This is a genomic window from Pseudomonas sp. R1-15, assembly GCF_051132085.1.
GTDB lineage: Bacteria > Pseudomonadota > Gammaproteobacteria > Pseudomonadales > Pseudomonadaceae > Aquipseudomonas.
This window is the reverse complement of the sequence record NZ_CP071660.1, coordinates 4,688,431-4,715,218: the sequence shown is the minus strand read 5'-3', so window position 1 is coordinate 4,715,218 and position 26,788 is coordinate 4,688,431. Positions and strand designations below refer to the sequence as shown.

The 26,788-nt window shown below is 60.2% G+C and carries 34 protein-coding genes; 25 read left to right on the top strand and 9 right to left on the bottom strand.

Annotation, left to right across the window (positions count from 1 at the left end):
- Window positions 1-173 precede the first annotated feature (173 nt).
- From J3P97_RS21230 to J3P97_RS21165, 14 genes are all read left to right on the top strand, one after another.
- Window positions 174-758 (top strand): phage tail terminator protein, encoded by a 585-nt coding sequence (locus J3P97_RS21230; protein WP_434672714.1) that lies wholly within the window; start codon window positions 174-176, stop codon window positions 756-758.
- Window positions 755-937: a DUF2635 domain-containing protein gene (locus tag J3P97_RS21225; RefSeq protein ID WP_434601704.1), complete on the top strand. Its 183-nt coding sequence runs from the start codon at window positions 755-757 to the stop codon at window positions 935-937. The genes J3P97_RS21230 and J3P97_RS21225 overlap by 4 nt, the downstream gene beginning before the upstream one ends.
- Window positions 937-2,433: a phage tail sheath subtilisin-like domain-containing protein gene (locus tag J3P97_RS21220; RefSeq protein ID WP_434572157.1), complete on the top strand. Its 1,497-nt coding sequence runs from the start codon at window positions 937-939 to the stop codon at window positions 2,431-2,433. Before J3P97_RS21225 ends, J3P97_RS21220 begins: the two co-directional genes overlap by 1 nt.
- 66 nt (window positions 2,434-2,499) lie before the next feature.
- Complete coding sequence (locus J3P97_RS21215; RefSeq protein WP_024780162.1) at window positions 2,500-2,847, top strand: phage tail tube protein; 348 nt, start codon at window positions 2,500-2,502, stop codon at window positions 2,845-2,847.
- Window positions 2,844-3,140 carry a phage tail assembly protein gene (locus tag J3P97_RS21210; protein WP_434572159.1) on the top strand — a complete coding sequence of 99 codons (297 nt, stop codon included), beginning with the start codon at window positions 2,844-2,846 and terminating at the stop codon, window positions 3,138-3,140. The genes J3P97_RS21215 and J3P97_RS21210 overlap by 4 nt, the downstream gene beginning before the upstream one ends.
- A 130-nt stretch (window positions 3,141-3,270) precedes the next feature.
- Window positions 3,271-4,845, top strand: a complete 1,575-nt coding sequence (locus J3P97_RS21205) for a phage tail protein (RefSeq protein ID WP_434672713.1) — start codon at window positions 3,271-3,273, stop codon at window positions 4,843-4,845.
- Window positions 4,832-6,070, top strand: a complete 1,239-nt coding sequence (locus tag J3P97_RS21200) for a DNA circularization protein (protein ID WP_305499137.1) — start codon at window positions 4,832-4,834, stop codon at window positions 6,068-6,070. The genes J3P97_RS21205 and J3P97_RS21200 overlap by 14 nt, the downstream gene beginning before the upstream one ends.
- A gap of 3 nt (window positions 6,071-6,073) precedes the next feature.
- Window positions 6,074-7,114 carry a phage baseplate assembly protein gene (locus J3P97_RS21195; protein WP_434601700.1) on the top strand — a complete coding sequence of 347 codons (1,041 nt, stop codon included), beginning with the start codon at window positions 6,074-6,076 and terminating at the stop codon, window positions 7,112-7,114.
- 208 nt (window positions 7,115-7,322) lie between these two features.
- Window positions 7,323-7,832: a phage baseplate assembly protein V gene (locus J3P97_RS21190; protein WP_434572165.1), complete on the top strand. Its 510-nt coding sequence runs from the start codon at window positions 7,323-7,325 to the stop codon at window positions 7,830-7,832.
- Window positions 7,832-8,230 (top strand): phage GP46 family protein, encoded by a 399-nt coding sequence (locus J3P97_RS21185; RefSeq protein WP_434572167.1) that lies wholly within the window; start codon window positions 7,832-7,834, stop codon window positions 8,228-8,230. Before J3P97_RS21190 ends, J3P97_RS21185 begins: the two co-directional genes overlap by 1 nt.
- Window positions 8,220-9,260, top strand: a complete 1,041-nt coding sequence (locus J3P97_RS21180; RefSeq protein WP_434601699.1) for a baseplate J/gp47 family protein — start codon at window positions 8,220-8,222, stop codon at window positions 9,258-9,260. Before J3P97_RS21185 ends, J3P97_RS21180 begins: the two co-directional genes overlap by 11 nt.
- Entirely contained in the window at window positions 9,248-9,847 is a 600-nt protein-coding gene (locus J3P97_RS21175) for a YmfQ family protein (RefSeq protein ID WP_434672712.1), read from the top strand. Before J3P97_RS21180 ends, J3P97_RS21175 begins: the two co-directional genes overlap by 13 nt.
- Before the next feature lie 10 nt (window positions 9,848-9,857).
- Complete coding sequence (locus tag J3P97_RS21170; RefSeq protein WP_434672711.1) at window positions 9,858-10,724, top strand: hypothetical protein; 867 nt, start codon at window positions 9,858-9,860, stop codon at window positions 10,722-10,724.
- Window positions 10,724-11,140, top strand: a complete 417-nt coding sequence (locus tag J3P97_RS21165; protein WP_434672710.1) for a tail fiber assembly protein — start codon at window positions 10,724-10,726, stop codon at window positions 11,138-11,140. Before J3P97_RS21170 ends, J3P97_RS21165 begins: the two co-directional genes overlap by 1 nt.
- Here J3P97_RS21165 and J3P97_RS21160 read toward each other — a convergent pair whose 3' ends face one another.
- Window positions 11,141-13,117: an acyltransferase family protein gene (locus J3P97_RS21160; protein WP_434672709.1), complete on the bottom strand. Its 1,977-nt coding sequence runs from the start codon at window positions 13,115-13,117 to the stop codon at window positions 11,141-11,143.
- A gap of 111 nt (window positions 13,118-13,228) precedes the next feature.
- On the opposite strand from J3P97_RS21160, the gene J3P97_RS21155 reads away from it, so the two are divergent.
- Entirely contained in the window at window positions 13,229-13,792 is a 564-nt protein-coding gene (locus J3P97_RS21155) for a glycoside hydrolase family 19 protein (RefSeq protein ID WP_434672708.1), read from the top strand.
- Between the two features lie 85 nt (window positions 13,793-13,877).
- Here the strand turns inward: J3P97_RS21155 and J3P97_RS21150 are convergent, their stop codons facing one another.
- Entirely contained in the window at window positions 13,878-14,687 is an 810-nt protein-coding gene (locus J3P97_RS21150) for a lipopolysaccharide biosynthesis protein (protein WP_434672707.1), read from the bottom strand.
- Between the two features lie 63 nt (window positions 14,688-14,750).
- Between J3P97_RS21150 and J3P97_RS21145 the strand changes: the two genes are divergently transcribed.
- The 5 genes from J3P97_RS21145 (at window position 14,751) to recX (ending at window position 17,992) form a co-directional block, all read left to right on the top strand.
- Entirely contained in the window at window positions 14,751-15,296 is a 546-nt protein-coding gene (locus tag J3P97_RS21145; protein ID WP_434672706.1) for a glycoside hydrolase family 19 protein, read from the top strand.
- Window positions 15,297-15,349: 53 nt separating this feature from the next.
- Window positions 15,350-15,808 carry a lysis system i-spanin subunit Rz gene (locus J3P97_RS21140; protein ID WP_434674581.1) on the top strand — a complete coding sequence of 153 codons (459 nt, stop codon included), beginning with the start codon at window positions 15,350-15,352 and terminating at the stop codon, window positions 15,806-15,808.
- A 71-nt stretch (window positions 15,809-15,879) separates the two neighbouring features.
- Window positions 15,880-16,380, top strand: coding sequence for a CinA family protein (locus tag J3P97_RS21135; RefSeq protein WP_434672705.1), 501 nt, complete (start codon window positions 15,880-15,882; stop codon window positions 16,378-16,380).
- A gap of 83 nt (window positions 16,381-16,463) precedes the next feature.
- Entirely contained in the window at window positions 16,464-17,516 is a 1,053-nt protein-coding gene (gene recA, locus J3P97_RS21130; protein ID WP_079303629.1) for a recombinase RecA, read from the top strand.
- A gap of 8 nt (window positions 17,517-17,524) precedes the next feature.
- Window positions 17,525-17,992 carry a recombination regulator RecX gene (gene recX, locus J3P97_RS21125; protein ID WP_434572185.1) on the top strand — a complete coding sequence of 156 codons (468 nt, stop codon included), beginning with the start codon at window positions 17,525-17,527 and terminating at the stop codon, window positions 17,990-17,992.
- Window positions 17,993-18,035: 43 nt separating this feature from the next.
- Here the strand turns inward: recX and J3P97_RS21120 are convergent, their stop codons facing one another.
- Complete coding sequence (locus J3P97_RS21120) at window positions 18,036-19,154, bottom strand: TIGR00730 family Rossman fold protein (protein WP_434672704.1); 1,119 nt, start codon at window positions 19,152-19,154, stop codon at window positions 18,036-18,038.
- 98 nt (window positions 19,155-19,252) lie between these two features.
- The gene (locus J3P97_RS21115; protein WP_434572189.1) at window positions 19,253-19,438 is read right to left on the bottom strand and encodes a hypothetical protein; all 186 of its coding nucleotides are present in this window, start codon (window positions 19,436-19,438) and stop codon (window positions 19,253-19,255) included.
- A gap of 291 nt (window positions 19,439-19,729) precedes the next feature.
- Here J3P97_RS21115 and J3P97_RS21110 point away from each other — a divergent pair, with 291 nt between their 5' ends.
- A complete protein-coding gene (locus J3P97_RS21110) occupies window positions 19,730-19,924 on the top strand; it encodes a hypothetical protein (RefSeq protein ID WP_434672703.1) in 195 nt (64 codons plus the stop codon).
- On the opposite strand, the gene J3P97_RS21105 is transcribed toward J3P97_RS21110, so the two are convergent.
- On the bottom strand, window positions 19,925-20,347 hold the full coding sequence (locus J3P97_RS21105) for a quorum-sensing-regulated virulence factor family protein (RefSeq protein ID WP_305499165.1): 423 nt from the start codon (window positions 20,345-20,347) through the stop codon (window positions 19,925-19,927).
- Between the two features lie 182 nt (window positions 20,348-20,529).
- Between J3P97_RS21105 and J3P97_RS21100 the strand changes: the two genes are divergently transcribed.
- From J3P97_RS21100 to J3P97_RS21090, 3 genes are all read left to right on the top strand, one after another.
- A complete protein-coding gene (locus tag J3P97_RS21100; RefSeq protein ID WP_434672702.1) occupies window positions 20,530-21,276 on the top strand; it encodes a tRNA-uridine aminocarboxypropyltransferase in 747 nt (248 codons plus the stop codon).
- A 213-nt stretch (window positions 21,277-21,489) separates the two neighbouring features.
- A complete protein-coding gene (gene erdR / locus J3P97_RS21095; protein ID WP_434572193.1) occupies window positions 21,490-22,143 on the top strand; it encodes a response regulator transcription factor ErdR in 654 nt (217 codons plus the stop codon).
- Between the two features lie 70 nt (window positions 22,144-22,213).
- A complete protein-coding gene (locus J3P97_RS21090; protein WP_305499171.1) occupies window positions 22,214-22,576 on the top strand; it encodes a diacylglycerol kinase in 363 nt (120 codons plus the stop codon).
- A gap of 3 nt (window positions 22,577-22,579) precedes the next feature.
- On the opposite strand, the gene J3P97_RS21085 is transcribed toward J3P97_RS21090, so the two are convergent.
- Window positions 22,580-23,506: a LysR family transcriptional regulator gene (locus tag J3P97_RS21085; protein WP_181289263.1), complete on the bottom strand. Its 927-nt coding sequence runs from the start codon at window positions 23,504-23,506 to the stop codon at window positions 22,580-22,582.
- 122 nt (window positions 23,507-23,628) lie between these two features.
- Here J3P97_RS21085 and fpr point away from each other — a divergent pair, with 122 nt between their 5' ends.
- A complete protein-coding gene (gene fpr / locus J3P97_RS21080) occupies window positions 23,629-24,408 on the top strand; it encodes a ferredoxin-NADP reductase (protein ID WP_003198368.1) in 780 nt (259 codons plus the stop codon).
- A gap of 220 nt (window positions 24,409-24,628) precedes the next feature.
- Here the strand turns inward: fpr and tsaA are convergent, their stop codons facing one another.
- The 3 genes from tsaA to J3P97_RS21065 form a co-directional block, all read right to left on the bottom strand.
- The gene (gene tsaA, locus J3P97_RS21075) at window positions 24,629-25,327 is read right to left on the bottom strand and encodes a tRNA (N6-threonylcarbamoyladenosine(37)-N6)-methyltransferase TrmO (protein ID WP_434672701.1); all 699 of its coding nucleotides are present in this window, start codon (window positions 25,325-25,327) and stop codon (window positions 24,629-24,631) included.
- A gap of 196 nt (window positions 25,328-25,523) precedes the next feature.
- Window positions 25,524-25,985 carry a DUF1456 family protein gene (locus J3P97_RS21070; RefSeq protein ID WP_305499176.1) on the bottom strand — a complete coding sequence of 154 codons (462 nt, stop codon included), beginning with the start codon at window positions 25,983-25,985 and terminating at the stop codon, window positions 25,524-25,526.
- A 64-nt stretch (window positions 25,986-26,049) separates the two neighbouring features.
- Window positions 26,050-26,760: an rRNA pseudouridine synthase gene (locus J3P97_RS21065; protein ID WP_434672700.1), complete on the bottom strand. Its 711-nt coding sequence runs from the start codon at window positions 26,758-26,760 to the stop codon at window positions 26,050-26,052.
- Window positions 26,761-26,788: the final 28 nt, after the last annotated feature.

The window sequence follows — 26,788 nt, the reverse complement described above, 5'->3', positions numbered from 1 at the left end:
CGACGCGACCTGCCTGGATGCCAGGGCCTGACACTTATCCCCTGTGGGAGCGGGCTTGCTCGCGATTGCACTCTGACATCCAACATCTCCATCGACTGACACATCGCTATCGCGAGCAAGCTCGCTCCCACAGGTTTTCTGACCGCACCTTCCCTGTCAATTGGACCCCCCCCATGAAGATCACCCCGATCCTCACGCAACTGCGTGAGCAATGCCCCACGCTCGCCCAACGCGTGGCGGCAGGCTTTGACCTTGCCACGCTGCAAGCCCAGGCCCCGCTGCAAACCCCCTGCGCCTATGTACTGGCAACCGCCGACGTTGCCAGCAAGAACGCGGCGCAGAACGTCACGCTGCAAGCGGTACGCGATCGTTTCGATGCCGTGCTGGTGCTCGACGCGACTGACGCGACAAAAGCGCTGGATCTGTTGCACGACCTGCGGGCTGAACTGTGGCGCGCGCTGGTGGGGTTCAAGCCGGGCGCTGAGTACACCTGCGTCGAGTACGACGGCAGCGAGCTGGTTTCCATCAATAGCAGTCGCGTGTTGTACCGGCTGCGCTTTTTCGCCGAATTCCAACTGGGCCGCAATCTGCCGGGCCAGCCTGCCGAAAGCTGGCATGAGCGTGAACTGGACGGCTTGTCGTCCTTTACCGGGGCCACCGTGCGCGTCGATGCCATCGACCCGGCGGACCCCAACCTGAAACGTCCCGGCCCCGACGGGCGCCTGGAACTGACTTTCTCTGGAGACGTAACCCCATGAGCAAACGCATCACCGTGCTGCCGGCCCCTGGCCGCGCCGTACCGGACCCGGAAGCGGGCGACCTGTTGCCCCTCGAAGGCCGTGAAGTGCCGGACAACGCCTGGTGGCGTCGACGTCTGGCCGATGGCGATATCACTACCAAAGCCGTGCAAGCGGCAAAACCGAAGGGAGCCAAATAATGGCGATTGGATTCAGCAACATTCCCGCGGACATTCGTGTTCCGCTGTTCTACGCCGAGATGGACAATTCGGCCGCCAATAGCGCGTCGTCGGCCATGCGCCGGTTGATCGTCGCCCAGGTCAACGACAACGTCGCCCCGGCCGAAGCCGGCAAGCTGGTGCTGGTGTCCAGCGTCGCGCTGGCCAAGAGCATTGGCGGGCAAGGCTCGATGCTGGCGTCGATGTACGAAACCTGGCGCAAGACCGACCCGATCGGTGAGATCTGGTGCCTGCCGCTGCATAACGTCGAAGGGGCGATTGCCCAAGGTACGCTGACGCTGACCGGCAGCGCTGCGGAGAGCGGCGTGCTCAACCTGTACGTCGGTGGTGTGCGTGTCCAGGCCGCTGTCGTCAAAGGTGCCAGCGCAGCCCAGGCGGCCACGGCGCTGACCCTCAAGATCAACGCATCCGCCGACCTGCCGGTGACCGCCGCGGCCGCCGAAGGCGTGGTGACCCTGAGTGCCAAATGGACCGGCGCCAGCGGCAATGACATCAGCCTGCAATTCAATCGCCTGGGCAAGAGCAACGGCGAAGACACCCCGGCCGGCTTGACCACGGCCATCACTGCCATGGCCGGCGGCGCCGGTGTGCCGGACCAGACTGCCGCCGTCGCCGCCCTGGGCGATGAGCCGTTCGAGTTCATTGCCATGCCTTGGTCCGATGTGTCGAGCCTCGACACCTGGCAAGCGGTCATGGATGACAGCACCGGCCGCTGGTCTTGGGCCAAGCAGTTGTTCGGTCACGTCTACAGTGCCAAGCGCGGCACCCTCGGCACTCTTGTCGCCGCCGGCCAGGCCCGCAACGATCAGCACATGACCATCCAGGCCCTGGAGCCGGGCGTGCCGCAACCGTTCTGGGTACAGGCCGCTGCGCTGGCCGCGCGCACTGCGGTGTTCATTTCCGCCGACGCCAGCCGCCCGACCCAAAGCGGCAGCCTGCCGGGGCTCGATCCGGCATCGGCCAGCGAGCGCTTCACCCTGACCGAGCGACAGTCGTTGCTCAACTACGGCATCGCGACCGCTTACTACGAAGGCGGCTACGTTCGTATCCAGCGTTCCATCACCACCTATCAGAAGAATGCCTTCGGCCAGGCGGACAACTCCTACCTGGACAGCGAAACCATGCACCAGTCGGCGTTCATCGTGCGGCGCCTGCAAAGCGTGATCACCAGCAAATACGGTCGCCACAAACTGGCCTCCGACGGCACCCGTTTCGGCGCCGGCCAGCCCATCGTCACCCCGAGCACCATTCGCGGTGAGTTGATCGCCCAGTACGCCAAGCTTGAGTTGGAAGGCCATGTGGAAAATGCCGAGCTGTTTGCCGAGCACTTGATCGTCGAACGCGACAGCCAGGACCCGAGCCGGGTCAACGTGCTGTTCCCGCCGGACTACATCAACGGTCTGCGCGTGTTCGCGCTGCTCAACCAATTCCGCCTGCAATACGACGCCGCTGCCTGACAGTGGCACTCAGTTGCATGAATTCAGCCCACCTCGCGTGGGCTTTTTATTGAAGGGAGAAACACCATGGGTCAACTAATTGCGGGCACCTGCTACGTCAAAGTGGACGGCGCTCAACTGACCATCAACGGCGGCTGCGAAGCGCCACTGATGTTTACCAAACGCGAAACCGTCGTACCGGGTTTCTACAAGGAAACCGACATCGCGCCGTCGTTCAAGGTCACCGCGCTGCACACCGCCGACTTCCCGCTCAAGCAGCTGGTCGCCGGCACTGACATGACCGTCACCTGCGAGTTCAGCAACGGCAAGGTCTACGTGCTGGCTGGCGCGTATCTGGTGGAAGAGCCGGTATCCAAAGGTGACGACGCCACCATCGAGCTGAAATTCGAGGGCATCAAGGGGACCTGGCAATGACTGACGTCGTGGCGTTGCGCGTGGCCATCGAGGCCCACGGCGAGCCGTTGAGCGAACTGACCCTGCGCCGTCCGACGGTGCAGGAGGTCCGTGCGATCAAGGCGCTGCCGTACAAGATCGACAAGAGCGAGGAGGTCAGCCTGGACATGGATGTCGCGGCCAGATACATCGCGGTCTGCGCCGGGATTCCACCATCGTCGGTCAACCAGTTGGACCTGGCTGACCTCAACGCGCTGAGCTGGGCCGTCGCGAGTTTTTTCATGAGTGCGGCGTCGCAGCCATCGGCGACCTGATCACCGCCACCTATGACCTGGCCTGGTTCTGGAAGGTTGACCCCGAACAGATGATGGCCAGGCCACTGGATGTGCTCCGCGAATCCCTGGAGCACGCGCAACGGATCAATGCGATGCAGCAGGTGCAGTGATGGCAGAGACACAGAAGGTAGAGAAAAAGGCGCTACTGCTAACCGGTATCGACGAACTGTCGCCCAAGCTCGCCAGCCTGCGAGCGAAGGTCGCGAGTTTCAAGCAGAACCTCGACGCCACGGGCCTGGGCAGCCTGGATATGTCCGGGCTGCTGCCCAGCGGTGGTCTGGCCCAACCGTTCATGGACGGGCTCAAGTCGGCGCTGGCCTTCAAGGACGAAGCCGGCGCAGCGAGCGCGGCAGCCAGTGCCATCCAGGCGCCGGAAGCGCCTCGCGTAGCGGCACAGAACCTGGAGGGATTGAAGACTTCCATCAGCAATGTGTCGGTGCAGTTCGGCTCGGCGCTGGGGCCTGCGGTCAACGCGGTGGCGGTCGGTTTGCAGCCGATGGTCAGCGGCGTGGCCCAGGTGCTGCAGGACAACCCGCAACTGGTACAAGGCCTGGCGAATGGCGTCGTCGCGTTCAACGCGATCCAGACGGCAGTCAGCGGCGCGAGCCAGGCAATGGAAGTGATCAACCTGGCCTTGAAGATGAACCCCATCGGCTTGATTGCCATGGGCATCGCCTTGGCAGCAGGGATGATCATTGCCCACTGGACACCGATCTCGGCATTTTTTGCCGGGCTCTGGCAACGGTTGGCGCCGATCGTCCTGCCAATGGTCGAGTTCTTCAAGACGCTGTTCGCCTTTACCCCGATGGGGCAGGTGATCAGCAATTGGGGGCCGATCAGCAGCTTTTTTGGCGCACTCTGGAATGTGATCGTGGCGGCGGCGACGCCGATCATCGGTTTCATGCAGACGCTGTTCGCCTGGTCGCCCCTGGGGTTGATCATTGCCAACTGGACGCCCCTGAGCGGGTTGTTCGCGGCGATCTGGGATTTGCTCAAGGCCTTGACCGTGCCGGTGATGGACGCGCTGAAAGGCCTGTTCGACTGGACACCGTTGGGGCTGATCATGGCCAACTGGGGCACGATCGGCGAAGTCTTCGCCGGGATCTGGGAGGGCATTCGCAATCAGGTTTCGATCATGCTGGCGGTGTTCAGCGGCCTGTTCGACTGGTCGCCCATCGAGGGCCTGACCCGGCAGTGGGGACCGGTGGGCGAATGGTTCAGCCAATGGTGGGACGAGCTGCAGGGCGTGATCGCGCCGATCAAGGCGTTCTTCAACGGCGGCTTCGGCGAGGTGATTGCCTCGTTCACTGGCAAGGTCGAGGGATTGGCCGAGGCGCAGCGCGCCACCAATGCCGAAGGTAAGGGTGAGCTGGCACCGGCGTTTTTTGGCGGGGCCAGCGAGCAGCCTTCGGGGCTGTCTTCAAGCCTTGCGCCGACACCCGCCACTGCGTCGCCCAGAGCGTCCTTGACGCCCGGCGCATTGCCGCAGACTTCCAGCGCCCTGGTGCAACAAAGCGCCGCCAACAACCGCACGCAACTGGAAGGCGGCCTGACGGTGCGCTTCGAAAACGCGCCGGCGGGGTTGCGCGCCGACCCGCCCCAGACCAATCAACCGGGCCTGGCGGTGAGTTCGCGCATCGGTTATCGCTCACTTTCCGCAGGAGGTTCCAATGAGCTGGCGTGATCGTTTGTTGCCGGCGTCGTTTCGTGGCGTCGGGTTCTGGGTCGACCAGGCGAAAACCCCGATCGGTCATAAAGGCCAGTTGCATGAGTACCCGCAGCGTGACCAACCGTATTTCGAAGGGCTCGGCCGGCAGGCACGCATCCACGAGTTGACGGCGTTCATCGTCGGCCCCGATTGCCTGGAGCAGCGCGACAAACTGCTCGCAGCCTTGGAGCAGGGCAGCGGTGAACTGGTGCACCCGTGGCTGGGGCGCTTGCAGGTCAAGGTGGGCGAATGCGACATGACCCAGACCCGCCAGGACGGCGGGCTGGTCACGTTTGCCCTGAAGTTCTACCCCGACCAGCCGCTGCAGTTTCCTTCGGCGGCGATCAACAGCCAGAAACTGCTGCTGGTCTCGGCCGACAGCTTCCTCGGCTCGGCGGTGCGGCGTTTCGAAGACGCCATGAGCCTGATCAAGGCGGCGCGGATCGGCATCGCGGATCTGCGCAACAGCCTCAAGGAGGTTTATGGCGTCATCGAGCAGGAGCTCAAACCATTGATCGAGACCTATCGGCAACTCAGCGATCTGGTGAAGGCGGTGAAGGAGCTGCCCAAGGAAGTGGCGGCGGAATTCAAGGGATTGCTGGGTGATATTCGGGAGCTGAAGGATTTTGCCCGTGACGGCTATCGCGGCGTGATTGCCAGCGTGTCGCAACAGGTGGAAGCCATCCGTCAGGCGGACGCGCCCAAACTCACCACCGGCAAGGACACCACTGCGGCGGCCCAGGCGGTTGCCGATCTGGTCCAGGACACCTTGCTGGTGCAAGCGGCGCAATGGATTGCGGCGATGCCAGTGGCGGCGCCGGTGGTCAAGCTGGACGCCACTCCATCGGTGGCGCAACAGGCGGTGCAACCGGTCCAGCGCCGAGACGTGCCGGTGGCCGATGACGTGCTCGCCTTGCGCGATGCCCTCAACGAAGCCATCTGGCAGGCTTCCCTCAAGGCCGCTCCGGATCACTACCAGGCAATGAACAACCTGCGTCAGCAAATGGCCGCGCACTTGACGGCCGTGGCGTCGTCCGGTGTCCGGCTGATCAACCTGTCGTTCAAGCAAAGCCTGCCGGCACTGGTGGTGGCGTATCAGCAATTTGCTGACGCTACCCGGGTGACCGAGGTGACCCAGCGCAACGGCGTGGCGCATCCTGGCTTCCTGCCGCCCAACGACCTGAAAGTCTCCGGGGAGTGAGCCATGAATGAGCTCGACAACGCTGTCACGCTCACCGTCGGCGGGCTGGATTACGGCGGCTGGAAAAGCGTGGAAATCAGTGCGGACCTGGAGCGCCAGTTCCGCACCTTCAAACTCGACATCACCTGGCAATGGCCGGGGCAGACCCAGGCGGTGCCGATTCGTCCCGGTGACGAATGCCAGGTGCGCATCGGCGCCGACCTGCTGCTCAGCGGCTACGTGTTCAAGGCGCCCATCAGCTACGACGGCCGGCAGATCAGCCTGAGCATCGAAGGCGGCTCCAAGACCCAGGACCTGGTGGACTGCGCGGCGATCAACCGCCCGACGCAATGGCGCGGGCAAACATTGCTGAGCATCGTCCAGGCGCTGGCATCGCCCTATGCCGTGGGGGTGGTCAGCGAGATCCCGGAAACCGCGCGCCTGAGCGAGCACAGCATCGTGCCTGGAGAAACGGTGTTTCAATCCATCGACCGTTTGTTGACGTTGTTCCGAGTGTTCTCCACCGATGACCCGCAGGGTCGCGTGCTGCTGGCCAAGCCCGGCAGTGGTGGGCGGGCCAGCGATGTGTTGGAACTGGGCAAGAACATTCTTTCGGGCAACGCGCCGATGGACTACAGCCAGGTATTTTCCGAATACCGGGTCATCGGCCAGCACAAAGGCAATGACCAGCAGAGCGGGGCGGCGGTGAGCGAGGTTTCGGGCACCGCCACTGACCTGGGCTTCAAGCGCAAGCGGGTGACCGTCATCAGCGAAAGCGCTCAGTTGACCCCGGCGCTGGCCCAGCAACGAGCCGACTGGGAAAGCGCGATTCGCAGCGGCCGCGCCCTGACCACCACCTACCGCGTGCAGGGCTGGCGCCAGGCCAACGGCGATCTCTGGCGGCACAACACCTTGGTGCGGGTGATCGATCCGGTGCTGGGGTTTGACGCTGACATGCTGATCTCCAAGGTCACCTATTCGCTGTCCGCCCAGGGTTCGATCACCACCTTGCAAGTCGCCCCGCCGCATACCTTCGACGCCAACCCGGTGCCACCCAAGGCCTGAGCCCGACATCGATACCGCCCGATCACCAATCCCTTGTGGGAGCGAGCCCGCCGCCAGATTCCTGCCCAGCACAGATTCCTTGTGGGAGCGAGCCTGCTCGCGAAAGCGGTGGCTCGGCTTGCATCGATGTTGAATGTGCCGGTGCCTTCGCGAGCAGGCTCGCTCCCACAGTGCTCTGCCGTTAAACCCGATTCCGAAGGAAAACCCAATGAGCCTACTGACCCGCCTCCTGGCGCGCGGCACTGTCGTGCTCGCCCATTCGGCGAATAAATTGCAATCGCTGCAAATGCGCCTCACCGCTGGCGAAGTGAGCGACGACATGGAGCATTTCGAGCCCTATGGCTTCACCAGCAACCCGCTGGCCGGCGCCGAGGGCATCGCCACTTTTCTCGGCGGCGACCGCTCCCACGCGGTGGTGCTGGTGGTCGCAGATCGACGCTTTCGTCTTAAGGCCCTGGCCCCGGGCGAAGTCGCGCTCTACACCGATGAAGGTGACAAGCTCCACTTCAAGCGCGGCCGGGTCATCGACATCGAGACCGCGACGCTGAACATCCGCGCCAGCAGCGCGGTGAACATCGACAGCCCCGTCATCAACCACACCGGCAGGATCGTTTCCCAGGGCGACCAGATCGCCGGCGGCATCAGCCAGATCAAGCACGTGCACGTCGGTGTACAGGCCGGCAACGGCCAGACCGGTGCGCCGGCGGGAGGCCAGTGATGTTCATCAGCCAGAACCTGCACGCCGCGCTGACCCGCTCGGTGCTGATCAGCCTGTTCACCTGGCGCCGCGCCGCCGCTGGCGATGCGGTCGATGACGACGAGCGTTTCGGCTGGTGGGGCGACACCTTTCCCACGGTCGCCGACGATCGCATCGGCTCACGGCTGTGGCTGTTGCGGCGGGTCAAGCTGACCCGCCAGACCCAACTCGACGCCGAATTCTATGCCCGCGAGGCGCTGCAATGGCTCATCGATGACGGTCATTGCAGCGCCATCGACATTATCAGCGAACGCCTCGACGCCCAGCGTCTGAACCTGCGCACGGTCCTGACCCTGGCCAATGGCGAGCGCCTGGACATCAACCCCGACCACAGCTGGCAGGTGACCTATGCCGTTTGAAACCCCTTCGCTGCCGGTGCTGATCAAGCGCGCCCAAAGCGACCTGGCCAGCGATTCGCTGCGCCAGTCCGACGCCCAGGTCCTGGCGCGTACCCTCGGCGGCGCCGCCTATGGCCTGTATGGCTATCTGGATTGGATCGCCGAGCAGATCCTCCCGGACAAGGCCGATGAATCGACCCTGGAACGCATCGCCGCGCTGCGCCTGAACCAGGCGCGCAAGGCCGCCCAAGTGGCCACCGGCAGCGTCAGCTTCACCGCCACGGCGGGTGCCGTGCTGGATGCCGACACGCTGCTGCAAGCGCCCGATGGCCGAACGTATAAAGTGATCACCGCGCGAACCACCAGCAATGGCCTGAACACCGCCGCTATTGCGGCGCTGGAGGCCGGTAGCCTGGGCAATGCCGATGTCGGCCTGGCGCTCACGCCGGTGCAGCCGCTGTTGGGCATCGGCAACAGCTTTACCGTGCTGGCGCCAGGGCTGACCGGCGGTGTTGCCCGGGAAAGCCTTGAATCCCTGCGGTCGAGGGTGATCCGTTCCTATCGGGTCATCCCTCACGGCGGTTCGGCCCAGGACTACGAGACCTGGGCCCTGGAGTGTCCCGGCGTTACCCGCGCCTGGTGTCGCGGCAGTTATCTGGGGCCGGGGACCGTCGGCCTGTTCGTGATGCGCGACGACGATCCGCAACCGATCCCCAACGCCGAGCAACTGGAGGAAGTGCGGGCCTACATCGAGCCCTTGCGCCCGGTGACCGCCGAACTGCATGTGCTGGCCCCGACCCAGGTGCCGGTGAACTACAAGCTGCGCATCACCCCGGACACCAGCGCCGTGCGCGCCGCCATCGAGGCCCAACTGCGCGACCTGCATAACCGCGAAGCCGGCCTCGGCGAAACACTGTTGCTGAGTCATATCGCCGAAGCGATCAGCAGCGCCACCGGCGAAACCGACCACAAGCTCAGCGCACCCGCCGCCGATGTCGTCGCCGCCAGCAACCAGTTGCTGACCTTCGGAGGCTGCACATGGCTGGGATAAGAACCGCCGAACAATACCAGGCCCAACTGCGCAGCCTGCTGCCCAGCGGCCCGGCGTGGGACCCGGAGCGCGTGCCGGAGCTGGACGAAGTGCTGCAAGGCATCGCCCAGGAGCTGGCTCGCCTGGACGCCCGCGCCGCCGACCTGCTCAACGAGATGGACCCGGCGGGAGTCAGCGAGCTGGTGCCGGATTGGGAACGGGTGATGGAGCTGCCGGATCCGTGCCTTGGCGCCACGCCGCTGTATGACGATCGCCGTCTGGCAGTGCGACGGCGGTTGCTGGCGGTGGGCAGCCAGGCCATTGCCTATTACGTGGAAATCGCCAAGAGCCAGGGCTACCCCAACGCAACGATTACCGAACTCAAGGCGCCGCGCATGGGCCGTTCACGGTTCGGCGAAGCGCACTTCGGGACGTGGCAGGCGCAATTCATGTGGACCCTCAACACCGGCGGCCGGCTGCTGCTGGGACGGCGCTTTGGTGCGAGCTATTGGGGCGAACGTTTTGGCGTCAATCCGGGCTCGGCGCTGGAGTGCCTGATTCACCGCAGTGCGCCGGCGCATACGCAGGTGCATATCAATTATGACTAAGGAGTAGAAAATGGATTATCCGAAAAGTGTGCCCAGCGCCGGATTGGTAGCTGGCAAGTTTGTTGATGAAGATCCTATTCGTGGTACGCCCGGATCCTTGATTCCCAGTCAGTGGGGGAATGGAGTCACATCGGAAATTCTAAACGTGATTGAGGCGGCGGGGCTCACTCCGGCCGAAGACAATAATGCCCAGCTGTTGGCGGCGATTAAGGGCGTTGTCGGAGCAGGGCGGTTGATCAACATTCAAATGTTCAAAGTATCCGGGACCTTTCCATACATGCCAACGCCAGGCACGAAGTCGATAATGGTTGAGATTGTTGGCGGGGGAGGCGGTAGCGGAGGCGTTGCGGCTACGGCTTCTAACACAGTTGCAGCATCTAGTGGTGGCGGATCAGCTGCTTATGCAAAGTCATTGATCATGTCTGGCTTTTCTGGCGCACAGGTCATTGTCGGTGCTGGTGGTTCGGCTGGTGCAGCTGGCAACAACAATGGTGGGGTGGGAGGCACGTCGAGTTTTGGCTCTATGATGTCCGCTCCTGGCGGCAAGCCAGGGAATGGATCTGCGGCCTATGCAGCGGCGACAGGTACGGGTGGCAGTGGCGTAAGTGATCCACCTGTAGGGGCGAACATAGTTGGATTCGGCGGGGCTGGATCAGATACGTCAACAATATTACCTACGGCGATTTTTAGGCCGTCATCGGGTGGTGGCAACCCATTAGGAAGTGGAGGGGTTAGGCCTACTTCGGCCATTCCGGGCGCCATTTCTGGTACCGGATATGGATCCGGTCCATCTGGAACATTTGCCGGGACTAGTACTGCCGCGCAACCTGGTGCGACGGGGCAATCCGGCGCTGTCATTATATATGAGTACTCATAATGAAAACTTATGCAAGGATTTATAAAGGGCGTGTCGCTGAGCTGTTTTGTACCGAAGGTAATATCGGCGAAATGTTTCACCCCTCTTTCGTTTGGGTAGACGTTTCGGGCCTCGATAACTTTCCGGAATATAGGTGGGAAGCTGTTGAGCAGGATGGAGGTTGGAAGTTTTCGAAATATGTATCACCGCCCTCCTCTGAAGAACAGTTAAAAGCAGAGGCGATGGCCCAGCGGGATATATATATGGAAGCAGCTAATGAGGCCACTATTGGCATGGCTGATGCCTATATTGCCGGATTTTTAAACGAGGCTGACACCGCTAAATTCAAAGCGTTTGCGGTGTACAAACTCGCACTAAACAAAATTAATCAGCAGCCAGGATTTCCGGGAGCTATAAGCTGGCCGATAAGCCCCTGATTATTTTATTTGATCCGACTCTATAATCTTCTTTGCAACGAGTTTGGCACCCTCTGTAGTTAGATGTCCATAGTCCCAGGTTGTCAAATTGGAGGGGGTGTCTTTTGTATATGTGGTGCATCCGTTTTCATCGCAAAGTGCATCATAGACCGAAATAAGTGAGGCTTTTGATCTTGGAATGAGTGTTCGGAAAATATTGTCAATGGCCTTTGCCTCCGGGTTCAGTCCTTGTGCCAGTTTGCTCGGGATTCGATGGTAAATAAAATCATTGTGCCAAGCGTTGAATAAAAGCTTCGGAAGCGGAAGCCTCCACTCTGGTGACGGGCCAAGAACAATTATTTTATTTACTCCGGCTGCTGATATTTGCTCGATTGTTTGGAGTAACTTTCTCTGCACGTCGGATCCGGTGGACCAATCCGCCCCGTATCGGCCCCACGCACCGAACAATACGACGACATTGGGCTTCGTGTCTTTAAGTCTAGCCAGTATGTAGTTGTTACTGTCCGTGCATGCCGAGCCTGCAAAATCCAATATCGGCGGGCAGGAACTTCTTGTTGCTTGGAAAATAGCAGTGCTGCGATCAACCACTGACGCCAATCCTGGATATAGCCTGGCGGCGTGGGAGTCCCCCCAGATGAGTATCCTCTCACTTGCATTATTATCGCCAGCCTCCAGGCACTTCGGTGCGAAGCCGTCATAGGGTGCAGTGATAGCTATCCAGCATTCAGGGTTGCGTGCGTCCTTTAAGAACTCATATTTGAAGTTTGCAATCTGTTGTATTTCGCTGGGGAATCTCGAGGGGATGCCATCAGATTTTAATGTTACTAAGCCTGCGGTAGCTGTCCCTGTCATTGCTAACGAGAGAATAATTGCTGTTTTTAGTGGGTTAGGTCGGTGTCGGATAAATTTCTCAACATACCGATAAGTGAGCCACGCCAAGAGAATGCTAGCCGCGACCGCCAGTCCTCTTGGCAGCACGCTCGGTGGCTCGTTGCTCATGATTCTTTCAAAGGTCAGGATCGGCCAGTGCCATAGGTAGAGCGGAAAACTGATTAGACCGAACCAGACCAGCAATCGATTTGATAAGACCTTTTTGTTTAGCCAAGCGAAAGGCCCGGCAGAGATTATCAAGGCTGTGCCTATGGTTGGCAGCAAAGCCAACCAACTTGGGAACGGATTGTTCTTCGTGGAGAGGGCGAACGCGGCAATGAGAAACGTGATACCTATCAGTGATTGGGCGTTACGAAGCGTTGGGCCGCTGGACTCTCTCCACGTAGGAAAAAAACGATGCTTGTGTAGCGTTACATAAGCTAGTGATGAGCCTATCAGCAATTCCCAAAAGCGAGTCTGTGGTGAGAAGAACGTACCAACCGGATCGGTTTGTACATTCATGACATTCAGCACGAACGATATCCCACCCACCAGGACAATCAGAACCAGCGCATTAAGTCGGGCTTTCCAAGCCCCCCAGGCGAGAAGAGGCCAAACTAGATAAAACTGTTCCTCGATACCGAGAGACCATAAGTGCAACAGCAGCTTTGTCTCGGCACTATTGTCAAAATAACCAGCTTCACCCCATAAAACAAAGTTCGACACGAACGCCGCACCGCCGGCAATGTGTTTGCCGAGTTGCGTGTATTCGTCGGCCAGGAGACTGAACCAACCGAACGACCAAGTTGCAGCCAGCATAAGTAAAAGTGCGGGAAAGATGCGGTTAATGCGCCGGCTATAAAATTCAATGAAGCTGAAATTTTTTTCCTCAAGGCTTCCGAAAATAATGCTGGAAATCAGGAATCCGGAAATAACAAAAAAAACGTCAACGCCAACAAATCCACCCTTTATCAGGGATGGAAAAGCGTGGAAAGCGACCACGGATAAAACCGCAATTGCACGCAGCCCGTCGATGTCAGGACGATATTTCGGATGGCTGAGATGCTTGTTCGCTGCGGGTAGCGATGCTTTAGATAGTGAGGTCATTGGTGCTGCTGATCCGTTTGATAAGTCCGCCATGCGTGGGCGCTGCACATCGTACCAGCCCCACAAACTATTCCCGCCATTGAGCGGGTATTTTTTTGCCCGGAGAAAGTCATGTCTGTTACCGCGCAGCAGTTGCTGCAGATCCTCCCGAACTCCGGCACCAACGCCGGCGTTTTTGCGCCTGCTCTGAACACAGCCATGGGGCGCTACCAGATTATCGGCGGCCGACGTGTGTCGGCCTTCATCGCCCAGATCGGTCATGAGTCGGGACAATTGCGTTATGTACTCGAGCTGGGCAGCGAGCAATACCTGGGCAAATACGACACCGGAACCCTGGCCGTTCGCCTGGGTAACTCGCCCCAGGCCGACGGTGACGGTCAGAAGTATCGCGGCCGTGGATTGATCCAGATTACCGGCCACGACAACTACCTTCGTTGCAGCCTCGGCCTGTTTGGCGATGAACGCCTGCTGGCCTTGCCTGAGCTGCTGGAGCAACCGCAATGGGCAGCGGAGTCTGCTGCATGGTTCTGGCAACAGAGTGGCTTGAACGAACTGGCCGACCGCGATCAGTTCAACACCATCACCCGCCGTATCAATGGCGGTTTGAACGGCCTGGAGGAGCGCCTGCAACTCTGCGCACGGAGGAGGGCGGTGTTATGCCCACTCTCGATCTGATGCCTTTCTCGTTGCGCAGCCTTCGCGTCGTTGTGGTGCTGGCGGGCGTCGATGGCCGGTAATCGGGGAAAGAACCTTCTTGTTTTCAGCTATCGAGCATCCGCCGCACATCATCAAGGCTGATCTTTTTAATGATATGTGCCGGAACCCTGGAGTTGGCGGACAAGTTGTAGACCTGAAAGTTATCGTCAACGACGTGCTTGGACATCAGTTTCAAGGAAGGCAGGATACGAGTGTCGTAGTGCTGGTCCAGGCCGCAAGGCGAGCGCTTGCTTTCGGACGTTTCATAGAATCGGCCAGCCGCCTGATTCAAATCGGCGCCTATCAGGAAAACCTTGTTGAAACCCAGGTGGTAGGCGGTCTGCAGGGCCGGGTACATGACCGTTCGAGCATCGAAGCAGCCAAGGGTCAGGTCTTTGCTGAAACCAATGTCTTTGCTTCGCTTGCTCAAGAGAGATTTGGGCCTGACAAGCGATTTCTGCGGGTTGAAAAACGTTGAAAAAATCGACGCCCTGGGTGCTTTTTTCAAGCCGAAGGCTTGCCCGCTGGGCTTGGATTGGACCACGTCAAACTGGTCTTCCCACAAGGCAACGTTTTCGCTGATTTGCATCGCGGTCGCGAAGAGATCCGGCTGCTGCAGCGGGAAGTCGGTATCCGAGCAGAGATAGAAGAAGGGTTTTGTATCGGCTTGGCTGAACATGGATATAGCGCCGTTCATGGTAATCATTGGCACGTTTGGAAACTCATGCAACGGGAAGCCTTTTGCCGAGTTGCCTGAGGCAATGATAAAAACCGGGCCGCTTTTTATGTTCCTGCGTTCGCTGAAACTGGCATGTTTAAAAGATGCGGCGGTTTCTGTGATGAGCGATTTATCCAAATTTTCTGTCCTGCCCATTTATGTTCGCATTCCATTATTTAAATGATTGACGATGCCCCTCAATTGCATCAAGGAGACGCCATGCCCATCACGCAAGCCCAACTGCTGCGCATCCTTCCGAACGCCGGCGCCAATGCCGGCGTTTTTGCACCTGTCCTGAACACCGCCATGAGGCGTTACCAGATCATTGGCCACAAGCGTGTCGCCGCGTTTATAGCCCAGGTCGGTCATGAATCCGGCCAGCTGCATTACCTGCGGGAGCTGGGCAATGATGCTTATTTATCAAAGTATGACACCGGTCGGCTGGCTTCGCGCCTGGGTAATACCCCCGAAGCGGATGGTGACGGTCAAGGATTCCGGGGGCGTGGGCTGATCCAGATTACCGGTCGGGCGAACTACCGGGCTTGCGGTGAGGCCCTGGGCCTGGATCTGGTCGCAGAACCTGCGCTGTTGGAGCAGCCACAGTGGGCCGCGCATTCGGCGGCATGGTTCTGGACCTCGCGCTGGCTTAATCCCCTCGCGGATTCCGGTGATTTCGACACGATCACGCAGCGGATCAACGGCGGCCAGAACGGCGCGGCGGACCGCCGGGCGTTGTATGAACGGGCCCTGCGGGTGCTGGAATGAGCCCGGCGCTGCTGAGGTTTTTACCCGTCACCGCCCTGGCACTTGTGCTGCTGATGACCAGCGTGACATGGAAGATCCAAGACTGGCGCTATGGCAAGGCGTTGGCCGAGCAGGCCCGGTCGCAGACCGAAACCTTGAGGCAGATGACCGTCGCGGCGGCAGCTTCGCAGCGAAAGGAAACAGAAAAACGCCTGGTCCTCGAACAGCAACTGGCCACCAGCGAACAAACCCATTACCGAGCCTTGAGCGATGCCCAACGTGACCAGGATCGCCTGCGCGATCGCCTTGCTACTGCCAATGTCCGGCTGTCAGTCCTCCTCGACGCCGACGATGTTGCCGCCGGTTGTGCAGTGCCTGCCGCCACCGCCGCCGGCGGCATGGATCATGGCGCCCCACGCGCCCGACTTGACCCGACGCATGCTCAACGAATTATCGCCATCACCGACGAGGGCGACCGTGGACTGATCGCCTTGCAGGCCTGCCAGGCCTATGTAAGAGCGCTGGCCCGGTAATCTGCCGGACCTTGCAAGCTGTGGCTGCTGGTGTACGGTAGGCGCCAACCGCGTCGAATCAGGAGAGCAGCATGGATGACATTACCGGACTGGCCGCTGAGTTGGGCAGGCGCTTGCAGGTGCTCAATGCCCATGTCACCACCGCCGAATCCTGTACCGGTGGCGGGATTGCCGAGGCGATCACGCGGATCCCGGGGAGTTCGGCCTGGTTCGAAGCCGGTTACGTCACCTATTCCAATCGCCAGAAAACCCAGCAGTTGGGTGTGCCCCCCGAATTGTTCGACAAGGTCGGCGCGGTCAGCCGCGAGGTGGTGGAGGCGATGGCGCGGGGCGCCCAGCAGAAAAGCCTGGCGCGTTTCGCCGTGGCGGTCAGCGGCGTGGCCGGGCCGGACGGGGGCTCGCCGAGCAAGCCGGTGGGCACCGTATGGCTCGCCTGGGGCGTTGGCGAGGCGGTGTTCAGCGAGCGGCGCTTCTTTCCAGGCAATCGCGACGAGGTCCGCCGACAAACGGTGAAGGCCGCGCTAGACGGGCTGTTACAACATGCCGCCACAGAAATCTCAAATCAGGGGTAGGCGATCCTGAATCGCTGTGGAATAATACTGGCTACTTATACAGGTGTTGGCCGTCAGGCCTTATTGATTACGTGAGGACTTTAATGGACGACAACAAGAAGAAAGCCTTGGCTGCGGCCTTGGGTCAGATCGAACGTCAATTCGGCAAGGGTGCCGTAATGCGTATGGGCGATCAGGACCGCCAGGCTATTCCTTCCATCTCCACCGGCTCCCTGGGCCTGGACATCGCGCTTGGCATCGGCGGCTTGCCAAAAGGTCGTATTGTTGAAATCTACGGTCCTGAATCCTCCGGTAAAACCACGCTGACCCTGTCCGTGATCGCCCAGGCTCAAAAAGCCGGTGCGACCTGCGCCTTCGTCGACGCCGAACACGCTCTGGACCCGGAATACGCCGGCAAGCTGGGCGTCAACGTCGATGACCTGCTGGTTTCCCAGCCGGACACTGGCGAACAGGCCCTGGAAATCACCGACATGCTGGTGCGCTCCAACGCGGTTGACGTGATCATCGTCGACTCCGTAGCGGCACTGGTACCCAAAGCGGAAATCGAAGGTGAAATGGGTGACATGCACGTGGGCCTCCAGGCTCGCCTGATGTCCCAGGCCCTGCGCAAAATCACCGGTAACATCAAGAATGCCAACTGCCTGGTGATTTTCATCAACCAGATCCGCATGAAAATTGGCGTGATGTTCGGCAGTCCTGAAACCACCACCGGTGGTAACGCGCTGAAGTTCTACGCCTCGGTTCGCCTGGACATCCGTCGTACCGGCGCGGTGAAAGAAGGTGATGAGGTTGTCGGCAGTGAGACCCGCGTCAAGGTCGTGAAAAACAAGGTGGCATCGCCGTTCCGTCAGGCCGAATTCCAGATCCTGTACGGCAAGGGCATCTACCTCAACGGCGAGATGATCGACCTGGGTGTGCTGCACGGTTTCGTCGAGAAATCCGGCGCCTGGTATGCCTACAACGGTACCAAGATCGGTCAGGGCAAGGCCAACTCGGCCAAGTTCCTGGCAGACAACCCGGAAGTCGCGGCAGCTCTTGAAAAGCAACTGCGCGACAAACTGTTGAGCCCGGTTGCAGACGTCAAGGCCGTGGCCAACCGCGAGACTGCAGACGATCTGGCTGACGCTGATATCTGATCGATCCGATGACCGCCGTACTCGATACCCTCGTCGCGGTGCGGCGAACCGCAATGGACCTGCTCGCCAGACGCGAGCACGGTCGAGTCGAGCTGACGCGTAAACTGCGTCAGCGTGGCGCTCCTGACGAATTGATCGACACGGCCCTCGACCGTTTGACGGAAGAGGGGCTGTTGTCGGAGTCGCGCTACCTTGAAAGCTTTGTTTCTTATCGCGCCCGCTCTGGTTATGGCCCGATGCGAATTCGCGAAGAACTTGGCCAGCGTGGCTTGCAACGACCGGATATCGAACTTGCCTTGCGTGAAAGCGGTATCGATTGGCAGGAACAGTTAATCGATACCTGGCGTCGCAAGTTCTCAGGGCATCTGCCCATTGATGCGAAGGAGCGGGCCAGGCAAGGGCGTTTCCTGGCGTATCGAGGATACTCCATGGAAATGATCAATCGGTTGTTCAGCGGTCGTAGCATGGATGACTAGATAAAACGGCCCGCTATTCGATAGCGGGCCGTTTTTTTTGGGCTCAAGTCACCTCGATTGGTTCCCAGGTCAGCGGGTGGGGCTGGGCGGCAGGCTGGGCCCAGTTTTCCGGCAGGTTGATATAGTCCACCAGTTCTCTAAGTCGACCGTGATCGCGGGCGTTGAAGGTGAATGCCAGGCGCGTCAGGTGGCTGAAAGGCGCCTCCTCCGGCTCCTCGCCGCTGTAGGCATGCTGATGGAAGCAGTCGTTCAGGCATAGATCGGCAAATTGGACCTGCATCTGCTGCATCGCCTGTTCGGTGAGCGCATGATTCATGCGGATCACGAACTGATGCTTGAGCCAGCGGCTGGAGTGGAAGTTGCGATAGAACTGATTGATTTCTTCCACCGCATCCTTGGCGGTGTACACCAGGCGCATCAACTTCATGTCGGTGGGTAGGATGTAGCGGTTTTCTCCCAATTGTTCATGGATGAAATCCAGGGCGCTCTGCCAGAATTTACCTCCCGGCACATCCAGCAGCACTATCGGTACCAATGGGCTCTTGCCCGTCTGCACCAGCGTCAAGACTTCCAATGCTTCATCAAGGGTGCCGAAACCACCTGGGCAGAGCACTAACGCGTCTGCTTCCTTGACGAAGAACAGCTTGCGGGTGAAAAAGAAATGGAACGGGAGGAGGTTCTGCGTGCCTTCGACGGTCGGGTTCGCATGTTGTTCGAAGGGTAGGGTGATGTTGAAACCCAGGCTGTGCTCGCGGCCTGCGCCTTCATGGGCGGCGGCCATGATGCCTCCGCCTGCGCCGGTGATGACCATCATGTCCGACCGGGCCAGCGCCGCCCCCAGTTCTCGCGCCAAGCCATACAGCGGATGCTCGATGGGCGTTCGGGCCGAGCCAAAGACCGTGACTTTGCGACGGCCCTTGAACTGTTCGAGCGTGCGGAAGGCATGTTCCAGTTCGCGCAGGGCCTGCAGCGTGATTTTGGCGTTCCAGCGGTTGTGATCTTCCTGGGCCATGCGCAGCACGGTCAGGATCATGTCACGGTAAATGGGGAGATTGGGACTGTTGGGTGATACCAGGTTGAGTTGCTCTTCGACCTTGCGGGTGAGGTCGTGGCCATGGTTCTCAAAATGCCGACTGAGCAGGTCATTCGGTTTGTAAGGCATTCAGCTTCTCCTTCTGAACAGAACCTGGCCCGAACGAGAGATTCGTCAGGGCCACGGCACTTCCTGTGCCGTCGTCAGCCCGGCGTATGCCCGGGCATTCAACCTGGCTCGACGCAAATTGCAGCAAGGCGATCAAGCCAGCCAACGGATTCTGCTGTTTCCCTTGGATGAAAAAAATCAAGCGTCAGGGTATTGGCAAGGGCAGCCTCGTTCTGCCCGATAACAGGCGATATTTTGAATCTAGCCTCTTGTTGATCATGGCGCTCGCAGATGACGGTTTGCAACCGTCACCTGGCCTTGTTGGAACCCGTCATCGCGAGCAGGCTCGCTCCCACAATTTATCTTCAGTGAACATCAGGTATGCGTTCGCCAAAATTCCTGTGGGAGCGAGCCTGCTCGCGAAGCCGTCCGGCGTTTCCAGCTCTGATAGTGGGTAATGCGCCGCTCGTCAGTTCACCGACTGGCTACGTCCCGCTCTGATTTACTCAATAACAAGCGTGCTGACGTTATTCGACGTCCAGGGTTGGGCGTCCACGCTGGGGAGTTAAGCATTTCGGGGCAGGGAGGCGGGACAAATGACCAGGGTAACTCTGGAGCTCGACAAGCAGTTGTACCTGATGCTGTTGCAAGCGGCTCAGGCCAATCAGGTGAGCCTTGAAGAGGAGTGCTGCCGTCGGCTGGAGGGCAGGGAATGGCGCTCGCGCTATTTGCAGGCGCTGGTGGCGGAGCTGCGCGCCGACGATGAGCAGCGGCGCGCCAGCTCGGGTTGATTATTTCTTGGTCTTGGCCGGTTTCGGGCAGTCCGATTCCTGGAAGCGTTCGGTGGCGACCGGACGATTGGTCTTAACTTCGGTGAATTCGTAACGCATGGTTGCGCCCTTGGCCATCAGCTTGCGAAAGCCTGGGTTGGTGCACACCGTGGAGCCCAGCTGGAAGTAGACCGCCTTGGGGTCGGCGCGCATTTTCTGGGCGTGGCTGCTTTGCACGCTGAGATGGTTGATCAGCTCGGTGCCTTCGACGGTATAACCCTGGTCGAGAATGTCTTCGTTGATGGCGCGCGGAGTGCCGACGCTGCTTTGCGTGGCCACGTTCTGCAGCATCTTGTTCAGTTCGAGTTCTTTCAGCGACGCGGCCTGAGCGCTGATGGACGTCGCCAGCAGAACGGCAACGGTAGGGACGATAAGGCGCAGCATGAAACTCTCCTGGTTCAGTGACAGGGTTTTCGACCGGTCACGTGACTGTGCGTTCAGTGGCGGCGATTATAGGGGAGCCCGGGTAGACGGTACAGGCTTGCGCGCTCTGGTAGACTGCCGGGCTCTGTTGTCCGCCGAGTGTTGTTCGTGTCGAGTTCTCTTGTCCGTGGGCGTCGCCCGCTATGATCCATGCCCCCAACGCCGTAGCACGCCTGCGCGCCCAGCGCGTCGATGAGGGCATCAAGCCGCTCCAGGCCCGTGGCTGGCGCGCGCCTCGTTGTAGCGCGTGTCGGGTGATTGAAAGCCATTGCCTGTGTGCCTGGCGCCCGAGCGTCGAGACCCGTTCCGGGGTCTGCCTGATCATGACCAACAAAGAAGTCTTCAAGCCGAGCAATACCGGTTGGCTGATCGCCGATGTGGTGCGCGACAACCATGCCTTCATCTGGTCGCGTACCGAGGTCGACGGGCAATTGCTGGCTTTGCTGAATGACCCGCAATGGCAGCCTTATCTGGTGTTTCCAGGCGAGTATGTCGAACCGTCCCGTGTCACCCACACGGTGGCGCTCGATCAGGGCAAGCGTCCGTTGTTCATTCTGCTGGACGCGACCTGGACGGAAGCGCGCAAGATGTTTCGAAAAAGCCCGTATTTCGACCGATTGCCCATTCTGAGCCTGTTGCCCGACAAGTTGTCTCGTTATCGCTTGCGTCGCTCGACCCGCAGCGAACACCTGTGTACCGCCGAAGTGGCGGCGCTGTGCCTGGAACTGGCGGGGGACAGCGACGCGGCGTCGGCCCTTGACGCCTATTTCGATGTGTTCAGCCAGCATTACCTCGGCGCCAAGCGCCAGCAGGAGGTGAACGAGTCCACGCCGGCCCATGCCGAGCTGCAGCCCTTCGTTCGCGCGGCTCCTGCGCTGTTGGCCCAGTAGTGGCCCATACTGGATAAGGCCGTGACCGTGCTGCTTGACCACCCCGGCTTCGCTGGGCATGCTTGGCGCCGACCAGGGTGCGGCTGGAGTTTGAAACGCTGTGATTGGCGTTGAACGTGCCCCCTGTAGATACCGCTGCATGGCGGTGTCTTGAGTTGTTCGGCGAGGCGCGAATGCATCGGGCCTGCCACTAAAAACAGGATCATTGGAAAAATGGCCACATACGAAATCCTGATTGCCGATGACCACCCGCTCTTTCGCAGCGCGTTGCATCAGGCAGTGACCCTGGGCCTTGGCCCGGCTGTCCGATTGACGGAGGTGGCCAGCATCGCGGAACTGGAAACCCGATTGGCTGAAAAGGCCGACTGGGACCTGGTGCTGCTGGATCTGAACATGCCCGGTGCGTATGGGTTTTCTGGCCTGGTGCTGTTGCGTGGGCAATACCCGCAGATTCCGGTGGTGATGGTCTCGGCCCAGGAAGAGGCCTCGGTGATGGTCAAGGCCCGCGAGTTCGGCGCCAGCGGGTTCATTCCCAAATCCAGCTCCATGGAAATGATTCAAAGAGCGGTGAAGGCCGTCCTCGATGGCGATGTATCCTGGCCGCCCCAGGCGTTCGAAGCGGTGAGTGTTTCCGCGGAAGCCAAGGCCGCCAGCGAAGGGCTGGCCAGCCTCACGCCGCAGCAATTCCGGGTGCTGACCATGGTCTGCGAAGGCCTGCTGAACAAGCAGATTGCCTATGAGCTGAATGTGTCCGAGGCGACTATCAAGGCCCACGTTACGGCGATCTTTCGTAAACTCAACGTGCGCACCCGAACGCAGGCGGCCTTGTTGCTGCAACAACTCGAGTCAATTTCGCCGCAGTCGTAGTGTCTGAATTCACGCTTTTTTGACTGCGGTTCCATTAGCTTCTCCATTCCTTTCGATCAGTGCCTACCTTATGTCACCTTTTAAAGGCCAAACCGGCCTGAAACGCATCCTCAATGCCTCCGGCTATTCCCTGGACGGCCTGCGTGCGGCGTTCGTTGGCGAAGCCGCTTTCCGTCAATTGGTGCTGCTCAATGTCATCCTGATTCCGCTGTCGTTCTTCCTTAACGTCAGCCGCGTCGAGCAGGCCTTGCTGATTGCGGTGTGCCTGCTGGCCCTGATCGTGGAGTTGCTGAACTCGGCGGTAGAAGCGGCCATCGACCGCATTTCCCTGGAGCTGCACCCACTGTCGAAAAACGCCAAGGACATGGGCAGCGCCGCCCAGTTGGTCGCCCTGACGATGATTGCCCTGGTGTGGGGCCTGATACTGCTCTGAGTTTCAGGCGATGGCGGGCAGGACGATCTCGTCGCTACGCTGCACCCCGGCGGTGAACGCCCGGCACAGATCAAGAAACTCACGCATGGCCGACGTCTGGTATTTCTGTTTGTGCCAGATGAAATAAAATTGCCGCGCCAGATCCATGTCCGGGGTTTCCACGGCCACCAGGCTGCCGCGGCGAAAAGCGTCACGCAGGGCCAGGCGCGAGATACAGCCTATCCCCAGGCCGGACTCCACGGCGCGCTTGATCGCTTCGGTGTGTTCCAGCTCCAGGCGGATATTCAACGCGCTACGGTGGTGACGCATGGCCTGGTCGAAGGTCAGGCGAGTGCCGGAACCCTGTTCACGCAGGATCCAGGCTTCGCGGGTCAACTCCTCCATAGTCGCCTGGCCGCGTTTGGCCAACGGATGCTGGGGCGCGCAGAACACCACCAATTCATCCTCGACCCAGCTCTGCACCTCGATGTCCGGGTGGCTGCAGTCGCCTTCGATCAGACCCAGATCAATTTCATAGTGAGCAACCTGGTGCACGATGTTGGCAGTGTTTTGCACATGCAGCTTCACCTGGCTTTCCGGATGGCGCTGCATGAAGCCGCCGATCAACAGGGTCGCCAGGTAATTGCCAATGGTCAGGGTGGCGCCGACCGCCAGTGAACCGAAGCCGGACTTGCCGTTGAGCAGGTCTTCGATCTCCTTGGCCTGGTCCAGCAACGCCACCGCTTGGGGTAGCAGTTGCTTGCCGAGGGCGTTGAGGCTCAGGCGTTTGCCGGCGCGGTCGAAGAGTTGGCAGCTGGACTGGCGCTCCAATTCGGTGATGGAGGTGCTGGCGGCCGACTGCGACAGGTTGAGCAGGCCCGCGGCACGGGACACGCTTTCCTGCTGGGCGACGGCGACGAAGACTTGAAGTTGACGTAGAGTAAATCGCATATCGATATAACCGATAACCCTTATCTTAATAATCCATTTAACAGATATTGTCGCCGCGATTAGAATGCGATGCAATTGCGCAGATTATCGGCGCAGGCATCATTTCCAGGAGTCCCCCGTACATGAGCAACATGAACCACGAGCGTGTCCTCAGTGTTCATCACTGGAACGACACTCTGTTCAGCTTCAAGTGCACCCGCGATCCGGGCCTGCGCTTTGAGAACGGTCAGTTCGTGATGATCGGCCTGCAGCAGCCCAACGGCCGCCCGCTTATGCGCGCTTACTCAATTGCCAGCCCGAATTGGGAAGAGCATCTCGAATTTTTCAGCATCAAGGTTCCCGACGGTCCGCTGACTTCCCAGCTGCAGCACCTGAAGGAAGGCGACGAGATCATCATCAGCAAGAAGCCTACCGGCACGCTGGTGCTCGACGACCTCAAGCCTGGCAAGCATCTGTATCTGCTCAGCACCGGCACCGGGCTGGCGCCATTCATGAGCGTGATCCAGGATCCGGAAACCTACGAGCGTTTCGAGAAAGTGATCCTGTGCCACGGCGTGCGTTACGTCAATGAAGTCGCCTACCGCGAATTCATTACCGAGCACCTGCCACAGAACGAATTTTTCGGCGAAGCGCTCCGCGAAAAGCTGATCTACTACCCGACCGTGACCCGCGAGCCCTTCGAGAACGAAGGCCGCCTGACCGACCTGATGCGCAGCGGCAAGCTGTTCCGCGACATCGGCCTGCCACCGATCAACCCGCAGGACGACCGCGCCATGTTGTGCGGCAGCCCAAGCATGCTCGACGAGACCAGCGAAGTGCTCAACAGCTTCGGCCTGACCGTTTCGCCGCGTATGCGTGAGCCGGGTGATTACCTGATCGAGCGGGCGTTTGTAGAGAAATAAACCGCGGTTCATGCGGTGGCTGACCGATCGCCTTCGTCGGATCGCCGCCCGGAGCAAGCTCGCTCCCCCAGTTGATTTGTGTTGTTCCAGAGATCTGACACAACACAAAACCCTGTGGGAGCGAGCCTGCTCGCGAAGAAGGCGCCTCGGTCCAGCAGTAGCCCACAAAAAAGCCCGCGCCGCCTGATCCAGGCCGCGCGGGCTTTTTCGTTTCCAGCGATTATTCCCGCGCCGGGATCACTTCCAGTACCCGAATCAATCCCGGCTGCGGATAATGCCAGCGCACATCCAGGTCCCAGAACTGCGCGCCGTATTCCCGTTCGGCTGCGGGGACCTGATACGCCGGACGTGGATCCTGGGCCAGGCATTGTTCGATCAACTCCACCAACGGCTCTTCGAGGCGCAGGGCATGCTCGCGGGCTTGAAGCAGGGCTGAGTCCGCCCATTGCACCGGAATCAACTCAGGCGCTGCGCTGGCGATGCTGTTCGTCGCCGAGCCGATGATGTCGGCGTAGGGCACGTAGGGCTTGATGTCCAGCACTGGCGTCGCGTCCAGCAGATCGATGCCCGAAATCCACAGCCGACCCGCTTCGACCCGTTCCAGCTTCACCACTGACTGACCGATGCCGTTGGGGCGATGGGTGGCGCGGGTGGCGAATACGCCCATGGACTTGTTGCCGCCCAGTCGGGGCGGACGCACCTTCAATCGTGGTTTTTCCTCCAGGGCCTGGTGGAACAGGAACAGCAGCCAGACATGACTGACCTGCTCCAGGCCCTGCACCGCTTCGCCCTGGTCGAACGGCGCCACCAGCTCCAGCACGCCACGCGCGGCCGGGGCCAGGTGTGGCTGGCGCGGAATGGCGAACTTTTCCTTGAAGCAGGAGCGGACGAAGCCGATGGGGGAAACGTTGTAGGTCATGGGTTGGAATCGGAGCGAGGTTGAAAAGACATCATAACGCGAGGGGCCAAGTTGGCACTGTTTTCTGTGGCGAGGAAGCTTGCTCCCGCTGGGCTGCGAAGCAGCCCCCCTGGTTTGTCTGACACACTGCAAGGGGACGCTGCGCGTCCAGCGGGAGCAAGCTCCCTCGCCACAAAGGCCCAGGAGCTCTGGAAAGTCAGCCGCGTACGCGCAGCGTCAGGCCCTTGAGGAAATTGCGCAGCAACTGGTCGCCGCACGGGCGATAGTTGGTGTGGCCGAATTTGCGGAACAGCGCGCTCAACTCCGGCTTTGACACCGGGAATTCGGCGGCCTTGAGAATGGCGTGCATGTCGTCTTCCTTCAGCTCGAACGCCACGCGCAGTTTCTTCAGGATGATGTTGTTGGTCACCGGCACTTCGATCGGCTGCGGCGGACGGCTTTCGTCCTTGCCGCGCTTGAAGATCACCAGGCCATCGAGAAAATGCGCCATGACCAGGTCCGGGCAGAACACGAAGCCTTCTTCCTCGTCTTTCTTGAGGTAGCCAGTCAGGTCTTCCAGGGAAACGTCCAGGCCGCCCAGCTTGATAATCTCGATGACTTTTTTGTCGCTGATGTCGAGCATGTAGCGCACGCTGCGCAGTACGTCGTTGTGAATCATGAATGCAGTCCTGATCAATCGGCAGTGGGCGCCCCAGATCGGTGTGGCGCCAGTAGAGTCGTATCTAGAATTTTTCTTTGGCGGATAGATAGCGCCATTGGCCCAACGGCACCTTGCCAATGGACACGCCGCCGATGCGGATGCGGCGGATAGCGACGACCTTCAGGCCGACCGCCTGGCAAAACAATGCAATGACGCCCGGTTGCGGGTTCTTCATGGCGAAGCGCAGGCGGTTTTCGTTCTGCCAGCTGGCCTTGACCGCAGGCAATTCCTTGCCTTTGTAGGTCAGGCCGTGGTTCAGGCGATTAAGGCCGTGGGCGACCATTTCACCCTCGACTTCGACCACGTATTCCTGCTCGATCCTGGCCGCGTCGGCGGTGAGCTTGCGCAGGATCTTCCAGTCCTGGGTGAACACCAGCAGGCCGCTGGCATTGGCCTGCAAGTCGGCGCTGGCGGTCAGGCGCAGGAAATGGCCCTTGAGCGGGCGCTTGCCGAAGCGATGTTCGTCGCTCAGGGTCTCCGGTCCGAGGGTTGCCATGGCGGTGTCGACGTCCATGCCCGCCGGGACGTTGAGCAGGATCGTTACCGGCTCCGGCGCAGTGGCCTTGGCTTGCGGGTCGAGTTCGACCTTCTGGCCGGTGACCTTGAACTGCGGCTCGTCGATCACTTCGCCGTCCACGGTGACCCAGCCGCCCTCAATGAACAGCTCAGCCTCCCGACGGGAGCAGCCGACGAGTTCGATGAGGCGTTTGGAGAGACGAATCGGGTCAGTCATGACGGGGCCGTAACAAAAAGAGGGTGGG